Source organism: Streptomyces sp. NPDC058646 (assembly GCF_042716875.1).
Classification (GTDB): domain Bacteria; phylum Actinomycetota; class Actinomycetes; order Streptomycetales; family Streptomycetaceae; genus Streptomyces.
In genome coordinates this window covers 1-1,178 of record NZ_JBHXRK010000090.1, presented here as the reverse complement: position 1 = coordinate 1,178, position 1,178 = coordinate 1, and the positions used below count along the sequence as shown (strand labels likewise).

Below are 1,178 nucleotides of genomic sequence, written 5' to 3'. Positions count from 1 at the left end.
ACTACTGAACTTGAATGCGTGATGTCGGTCTGATCGTGGTCAGTCGTCCATGGGCAGGCCGGTTCCGGCGAGGCATCCGTCGACGAGGTGTGGCCGGTACTGGATCTTCTTGAGGCTTCGCTTCACAGCTGTTGCCAGCTGGTCGAGGCTGGCGGCGGCAAGGTTCCCGATGGTCCGTTTGACCAGCGACCAGATGCCTTCCTGGGGGTTGAGGTCGGGTGCGTAGGAGGGGAACTGGAAGACGGTCAGCCAGTCCGCGTTGGCTTCGATGAACGCCCTCATCTGCGGCATCAGGTGAGCGCGAAGGTTGTCCCAGACGAGCACGATGGGCCCGCCGAGCTGGATGTGCGCGCGGACGATCAGGTCACGGTAGTCACGCCAGGTGAAGCCCTTGGGGTCGCCTTTGCGGCCCCGGTAGACATGGAAGCTGTAGAACATCCGGGACCGCTCGCCGTTCTTGTAGCAGGTCATCCCGGCCATCGAGACCCGGCCGGAACCCCGGCTGCGGACGCGGACCACGGGGGTCCGGCCTATCCGGCCCCAGGTCCTGGCGCGCGGCGGTCTCAGCGACTGCCCGGCCTCGTCCTCGAAGACGATCCAGGCTCCGCGAGCCGCCGCGACGCTTTTACCCGCGGCCAGACCTCCTTCTTCCACAGCTCAACGGCCTCATCGTCGCGTTCGATCGCCCGGCGGGCCGGCTGCTGCCACGACCAGCCGTGACGCTTCAGCAGCCGCCAGGTCCCCTCCACCGTGTAAGTGACGTGGAACAGCCGGCCGATCAGCGTCTTCACCCGGGCCAGCGTCCACCGCTGATCCCCCCAGCCGTGAACCAGCGGACCCCGCTCCAACTCCCGCTCAAGCCTGAACATTTGTCTCTCGCTCAGCCTCGGCCTTCCCGGAGAGCCCTTCGAGTGGACCCCGGCCTGGCCGCCCTCACGCCACTGCCGACGCCATCGCTCCACCGACCGCTCGCTCACCCGCAACGCGGCCGCGATCTCCCGGTTCTTCTCCCCGCCCACGAAGCGTTCCACGGCCTGCAGCCGAATCCGCTCCCGCGCGGCCCTCTCGACGTCGGTCAAACCGCCGCCCTGCGCGTACCTCACAACCCACAGCTACCGGAACGGTCCGGAAGCTGTCAGGCGAACAGCTCCGACATCACCCAATCAAGTTCAATAGCG

The 1,178-nt window shown here is 66.8% G+C and carries 2 protein-coding genes; both read right to left on the bottom strand.

Annotation, left to right across the window (positions count from 1 at the left end; genetic code table 11):
- Positions 1–39: 39 nt before the first annotated feature.
- A complete protein-coding gene (locus ACFWUZ_RS36345; protein WP_384382411.1) occupies positions 40–654 on the bottom strand; it encodes a transposase in 615 nt (204 codons plus the stop codon).
- The gene (locus tag ACFWUZ_RS36340) at positions 564–1,103 is read right to left on the bottom strand and encodes a winged helix-turn-helix domain-containing protein (RefSeq protein ID WP_384382409.1); all 540 of its coding nucleotides are present in this window, start codon (positions 1,101–1,103) and stop codon (positions 564–566) included. The genes ACFWUZ_RS36345 and ACFWUZ_RS36340 overlap by 91 nt, the downstream gene beginning before the upstream one ends.
- Positions 1,104–1,178 lie beyond the last annotated feature (75 nt).